6 protein-coding genes are annotated in these 6,239 nt (G+C 70.6%); 2 read left to right on the top strand and 4 right to left on the bottom strand.

What is annotated here, in order from left to right; genetic code table 11:
* Positions 1-128 precede the first annotated feature (128 nt).
* The 4 genes from ACFXGX_RS15430 to ACFXGX_RS15415 form a co-directional block, all read right to left on the bottom strand.
* Positions 129-1,847: an ABC transporter substrate-binding protein gene (locus ACFXGX_RS15430; protein WP_384790272.1), complete on the bottom strand. Its 1,719-nt coding sequence runs from the start codon at positions 1,845-1,847 to the stop codon at positions 129-131.
* 200 nt (positions 1,848-2,047) lie between these two features.
* Complete coding sequence (locus ACFXGX_RS15425; RefSeq protein ID WP_318658278.1) at positions 2,048-2,140, bottom strand: Ms4533A family Cys-rich leader peptide; 93 nt, start codon at positions 2,138-2,140, stop codon at positions 2,048-2,050.
* 55 nt (positions 2,141-2,195) lie between these two features.
* Positions 2,196-3,800, bottom strand: a complete 1,605-nt coding sequence (locus ACFXGX_RS15420; RefSeq protein WP_384790267.1) for a DUF3152 domain-containing protein — start codon at positions 3,798-3,800, stop codon at positions 2,196-2,198.
* A gap of 8 nt (positions 3,801-3,808) precedes the next feature.
* Positions 3,809-4,798 carry an alpha/beta fold hydrolase gene (locus tag ACFXGX_RS15415; RefSeq protein WP_384790264.1) on the bottom strand — a complete coding sequence of 330 codons (990 nt, stop codon included), beginning with the start codon at positions 4,796-4,798 and terminating at the stop codon, positions 3,809-3,811.
* A gap of 159 nt (positions 4,799-4,957) precedes the next feature.
* Here ACFXGX_RS15415 and ACFXGX_RS15410 point away from each other — a divergent pair, with 159 nt between their 5' ends.
* Together ACFXGX_RS15410 and ACFXGX_RS15405 are read left to right on the top strand one after the other, a co-directional pair.
* Positions 4,958-5,176, top strand: a complete 219-nt coding sequence (locus tag ACFXGX_RS15410; RefSeq protein ID WP_384790261.1) for a hypothetical protein — start codon at positions 4,958-4,960, stop codon at positions 5,174-5,176.
* 240 nt (positions 5,177-5,416) lie between these two features.
* Entirely contained in the window at positions 5,417-6,058 is a 642-nt protein-coding gene (locus ACFXGX_RS15405; RefSeq protein WP_339131315.1) for a TetR/AcrR family transcriptional regulator, read from the top strand.
* The last annotated feature ends 181 nt before the right edge of the window (positions 6,059-6,239 follow it).

Raw genomic sequence — 6,239 nt, 5'->3', positions numbered from 1 at the left:
CCGCGCCCCCGCGCGCGCGCCGCCCCCCCGCCCCCCCCCTCCCCGCGCGCCCCCGGCCCCCCGGCCACCCCGCGCGCCCCCCCCGCCCCCCGGGGGCCGGGGAGGCGACAAGTGCCTCGCTCACAGGGCTACTTCACCGCGGTCTGGGAGATGTCCAGAACGCCGGTCCAGTCGCTGATCACGATGTTCTTGACGTCCTTGCCGTACAGGCGCTTGTAGACGGGGTGGAACAGCGGCACCGTCAGCGCCTGCGCGCCGATCTTCTTGTCCAGTGCGCCCCAGCGCTTGGCGGCCTCGCCGAGGTCGGTCAACTTGTTGATCGCGTCGATCTCGTCATTGACGGACTTGTCGTCGAGGAAACCGGTGTTGAAGTTGGCGCCGTCCTTGACGATCTGCCGGCCGTCGAAGATCGGGGCCAGGAAGGGACCGCCGGAGGGCCAGTCGGCACCCCAGTGGGCGAGGAAGAGGCCCGGCTCGGTCTTGGCGGTGGTGATCTTGTCGCTGTAGTCGTTCTCCTCCAGACCCTGGAGCTTGACCGTGATGCCGGCCTTCTTGAGCGCGTCCTGGATCGCGGTCGCTATCTCGGGGCTGGTCTCGAAGTCCTTGCTGTTGGAATGCGTGAGCGTGATGCTCAGACCGTTCTTGTAACCGGCCTGCGCGAGGAGTTCCTTGGCCTTGGCCGCGTTGCCGGAGGCGCCCGCCGGGAAGAGGTCGTAGGGCGTGTAGCCGAAGGAGTTCTGGTTCGGCAGGTACGTCGTGGCGGCCTCGGCGAGGGACGAACCGCCCGCGGCGTTGATCACCGAGCTGCGGTCGATGGCGTACGAGATCGCCTGGCGCACCTTCGGGTTGTCGAACGGCTTCACCTTCGGGTTGAAGGCGAGGTAGTTCGTGTAGCCGAAGTGCCCGGTGCCGACGCGCGATGCCAGCGCCTTGTCCCCGGTCACCTTGGCGAGCTCGGCCGGGCCGAGGTTGGTGTCCGTGGTGACGGCGGCGGCGTCCGTGCCCTGGGAGGAGGACAGCCGCTGGTTGATCACGGAGGAGTCAAGACCGGACCGTACGTCGATCTTGTCCGGGTAGGCCTTGCGCTCGGCGTCGGTCGACGCGGACCAGTGCGTGTTGCGCTCCAGGGTGAGGCGCTCACCGTCGTTCTCGTTCTTGACGACCTTGTACGGACCCGAGGAGACCGGGTGCTCCTCGTACTTCGTGCCGGTGTCCTTGGCCTTCGGGACGGGCGCGAACTGCGTCTGCGTGGCCAGGTAGGGGAACTCGCCCTCGGGCTTGTTCAGGTGGAAGACGATGGTCAGATCGTCCGGCGTCTCGATCGAGTCGAGGCCCTTCTTGTCCTTGTAGGGACCCTGGTAGTCGGCGCCGCCGATCAGCCAGTCCCGCAGGTAGGGGGCGCCTCCGGAGAGCTCAGCCGCGAACGAGCGCTCGATGCCGTACTTGATGTCGGCGGAGGTGATCGCGGTTCCGTCCTCGTACTTGAGGCCCTTCTTCAGGGTGTACGTCCACACGGTCGCGTTCTCGCTCGCGCGGCCGGTGTCGGTGGCGAGGTCGGGCACGACCTTGGCGCCGGCGGCCCCGTTCTCACGGTTGCGGGTGGTGAGCGTGCGGAAGACGAGCGAGGGAACGTTGCCGCCGCCGGAGGTGTAGAGCCGCGCGGGGTCGAAGTCTTCCTGCGGGTTGCGGTTCAGGACGGTGAGGGTGCCGCCCTTGTGGGGCTTTGAGTCGCCACCGGAGCTCTTGGCATCGTTGTCCTTCGGCCCGCAGGCGGCGGCGCCCGCTGCCACGATCAGGCTGACGGATGCCGCGGCCACGCGGCGCGCTGTGACGGACGGTTGACGCATCGGAAGACGACCTCTCGGATGACTCGAATACTGAGACGGAATGACACGGAGTGAGACGGCGGAGCGCAGAGCTCGCCCAGGGCGTCAGGCGTCGGAGTCCGACCGGACCGAAAGGGGCACGGGCGCGCGGAACCGCGGAGGTTCAGGGGCGCACGGGAACAAGACGGGAGGGAAAGCGACGCACTCGCCTGGGGCGGGCGTCAGCAACAGTGGATGTCGGCCACGCAGAGCGCGGTCACGCCGATGAGCGCCAGCTCGATGGCGGCGCGAACGGAGGCGTGACGGGAGGACATGCGGAAAATATGAACGATCTTTTTCCGCATGTCAAAGCGATGCGCGCGCTTTCCGTCAACTCGCGGGATAGGCCCAGGGGTTGGGTCGGCAGTGAATTCCGTCGTGGTCGAGGAACTTGGTCTGCTGCTGCATGACCGGGGCGAGATCGCCGTCCTTCTCGCAGGTGACGTGGCCGTATCCGAGCCGGTGGCCGACCTCGTGATTGATCAGCATCTGCCGGTAGGCGTGAATCTCGTCACCGAAGCCGTAGGTCTTGGAGCCCTGGGCCCAGCGGTACGCGTTGATCATGACGCGCTCGGTGGACGCCGAGTCGCACGACACGTTGTCCTCCGTGGTGTCGAGCCCCGACTTGGCGCACCACTCGGCGGTGGTGCCGGGACTCGCCAGCGTGATGACGAAGTCCGGTTCGCCGGAATCGATCCGCTCGAAGGTCCGGGTGCCGCCGTGCGCCCAGCTCCGTTTGTCGTTCAGGGTCTTCTGCACGGCGTCGGCGAAGAGCGCGCCGTCGAGATCGAGGCCCTGCTCGATGTCGACGCGGTAGGTGTACTTGTGTCCCTTACCGGGCGCCTTGGCGACTCCGGGCACCACGGCGAACTTCCCCGACGCCTTGAGCTTCGCCCCGAGCGGGTACGTCCTGGCCATCTGCTGGTCGTACGTCAGGGGCGCCGCGGCCACCTGCGGCTGCCCCGACTGGGTCGGCCGGTCGTCGCCGCGCGAGGCGGAGTCCTGGGTGGTCCGGCCGCCGCTGTCGGCTGTCTGCGCCCGCGCGTCGGCTTCGTGCCCTCCCGTGGCCATCTGTCCGGCCACGACGACGGCCAGCACGGTGGTGACGGCCGCCGCCGCGATCCCGGTGAACGCCCATCCCTTGCGGGCCTTGGCCTCGTCCTGGTCACCGGCCTCCGGCAGCGGGCGGTCACCCGTGCCGGTGGACCGGGCGTTCCGGTCGGCGGAGTCGTCGAGCCCGGCCGCACGGGAGCCGACCGTCCGCCCCGCCGCGCCGTCGTCCGGCCCCTCGTCGAGGTCGAACGCGTCGACGTACGCCTGCCGGGGTCCCGCCACGGTCTGCTGACGCTGCCGGGGCACCCGCGCCCCGGCGGGCGCGCCCCGAGAAGCTCCGCCGGCTCCGGACTCCCCCCAGCCGCCGCCCTGTTCACGCTGCTCGGGATGCCCGCCCCGCACCTGCGGCATTCCATGGGCGGGGGTCCCGTCGGGAAGCCGCGGGCTTCCGTGGGCCGGGGTCCCGTCGGGAAGGCGCGGCCCGCCGTGAACCGGGGCACGACCCTGGAACCGTGGCCCGCCCTGGGCCGGGGCTCCGCCCTGGGCCGGGGTTCCGCCCTGGGCCGGGGCGCCGCCCTGGAAGCGGGGAATGCCGTGAGCCGGGGTCCCGTCGGCGTAACGCGGCACCCCACGCGCGGGAGTGCCGTCCGTCACACGCGGGAAACCGTGCGCCGGAGTCCCGTCGGGGAATCGTGGTGCGCTCTGCTGCGGGGTGCCGTTCGCGGGCGGGTAGGGCCCCAGGGGTCCGGGCGGGCGTGTCGTCGCACGGCGGGCGCCGTCCGGGCCCGGTGCGGGCGCGGGTGGTGCTTCCTCCGCCGGAACCGCTCGCGTCTGCGCGGTGTCCGTCTTGCCGGCCCGCCCCCGACGACTGTGTCGTCCCACTTCCCGCCTCAGCTCTCCACGCCGACTGCCACCGAAGAGGTCAACTCCTCCAGGTCCGCCAGGAGTTCACGGAAGGCGGTGGCGACCGTCCCCGGATACTCCATCATGGCGACGTGCCCCGCCTCCGGCAGGGACAGCAGCCGGGAGTCGCGGAAGGCACGGGCCGCGCGCTGGGCCATACGGTAGCCGACAAGTTGGTCCCGGCCGCCGTAGACCAGGAGCGTCGGGGCGAGCACCCGTTCGGCCTGACGCCACAGTCCGTGCTGCCCGCCGAGCGTGTAGGCGTTCACGACCCCGCGCGCGGAGCGTGCCATGGCGTCCCAGAAGTAGGGCAGGGCGAGCCGCCGTTCCATCTCCTCGACCGCGTGGCGGAACCCCTCGGGAGTGACGATGCCGGGATCGCCGTAACAGAGGGCCAGCACCCCCCGTACGCGCTGCTCAGCGCTCCATTCCTTGGTGAGTTTCGTGAACAGTCCCGCCACCCCGGGCAGAGCGAGCAGCGCGGTCGGCCAGGCGGTGCGCTGGGCCCGGATCTCGGGCAGCGCGGGAGACACCAGCGTGAGCGTCCGGACGAGATCCGGCCGCACCGCCGCGACGCGTGTGGTGACGGCTCCACCGAGGGAATTGCCGAAAAGATGTACTGGCCCGCGTCCGGACGCGTCGAGGTGTCGGATGACCGCGCGCGCGTGTCCGGTGATCGAGTAGTCGCCGTCGTCCGGCGGCGGCGAGTCGCCGAAGCCCGGCAGATCGAGGGCCTCGCTCTCCACCAGCCCGTCGAGCTCGGACATCAGTGCCGACCAGTTCTGCGAGGAGCCGCCCAGACCGTGCACGTACAGCGCGGGCGGAAGTCCCTCCCGGACCGGCGGTCTCGACCGGATCGTCAGGGTGATGCCGGGCAGCCCGACCGATCGCAGTCTCTCCCCCTCCGCGACCCTGACGGCGCCGACCCTCGGCATGACACTCGCGGCCGGCGCGGAAGGAAGTTCGGTCGAAGACATGCCGCAATGTTACGAGACGATCACGCCGGGGCTCATGTGTTCGCCGTCACAGATCACGGGCGGATCGCATAGCGTCCGGATCGCGTGTCTCCTAGGCTTCGAACGAGGGCACTCGTCCGGCATACAGGAGCGCACTCGTACCGTTCGGGAAGAGGAACCATGACAGTCGACCCGACAGACCCCGGAACGTTCGACGACCAGTTCCGGGAGATTCCCGACGCGGAGGCCCCCGAGGCCGACGCCGTAGAGCAGTCCGCCGAGCTGGACCCCGCGGACGACGTCGACCCGGAGCCCCCGGGCGACCGCCTCAACGCCGACGACGCGGATCTGGCCGAGCAGGCCCGGGTCGTCCGACTGAACGAGGACGACTACAGGTGACGCGGCGTCCGCGGGCGGATCGGCGTCCCTCCGCGAGCCGGTATTCACGGGTGACCCGACGGCGCTGATCAGGGCCGCCGCGCCGCCCGGGTGCCCAGCTCGTCCCCTTCGGCACACTGTGCGCCGTCCCGGTCGGGTCCGGTCCGTGAAATTCTGCGCCCGCACCGCACACAGCGGGGTTACCGAAAAGTACGATGGCGGCGCGGCGCACACCGCACGTGGACAAGATTGGGAGGCGGCGTGACAGCCATCGAGCAGACAGAGGCAGCACGCCCGCGGGGCACTCGCCTGCCGCGCCGTGCCCGGCGCAACCAGCTCCTCGGCGCCGCCCAGGAAGTTTTCGTTGCGCAGGGATATCACTCGGCCGCCATGGACGACATCGCCGAGCGCGCGGGCGTCAGCAAGCCGGTTCTCTACCAGCACTTCCCGGGCAAGCTCGATCTGTACCTCGCCCTGCTCGACCAGCACTGCGAGTCGCTGCTCCTGGCGGTACGGGCGGCGCTCGCGTCGACCTCGGACAACAAGCTGCGCGTCCGCGCCACAATGGACGCCTACTTCGCGTACGTGGAGGACGACGGCGGCGCGTTCCGGCTGGTCTTCGAGTCGGACCTGACCAACGAGCCGGCGGTGCGCGAGCGGGTCGACAAGGTGACGCACGAGTGCGCCGAGGCGATCTGTGACGTCATCGCCGAGGACACGGGTCTCTCGCGCGCGGAGTCGATGCTCCTGGCCTCGGGCCTCGGTGGTCTGGCCCAGGTGGTGGCCCGTTCCTGGCTGCACAGCGACCGCAGTGTCCCGCGCGATCAGGCGGTCCAGCTTCTGACCTCGCTCGCCTGGCGGGGCATCGCGGGATTCCCGCTGCACGGCACCGACCACCACTGATCCGCCGGACCGCCGCACCGCCGGTCCATCGGATCACCGGAACACGGGATCACCGGATCACCGACGCGGAGGAAGCGGGCGGGGGGCGCCCCCCGCCGGGGGGTGTGTTGACGGGGGGGGTTGGGGCCTGGGGTGGCCGGGCGGGGGCGGGGGGGAGGCACGCCGCGGGCAGAGTGTGTGG

The organism is Streptomyces sp. NPDC059371, from assembly GCF_042751995.1.
GTDB lineage: Bacteria > Actinomycetota > Actinomycetes > Streptomycetales > Streptomycetaceae > Streptomyces.
The sequence above is the reverse complement of the archived record's forward strand: the minus strand, read 5'-3'. Positions and strand labels throughout refer to the sequence as shown.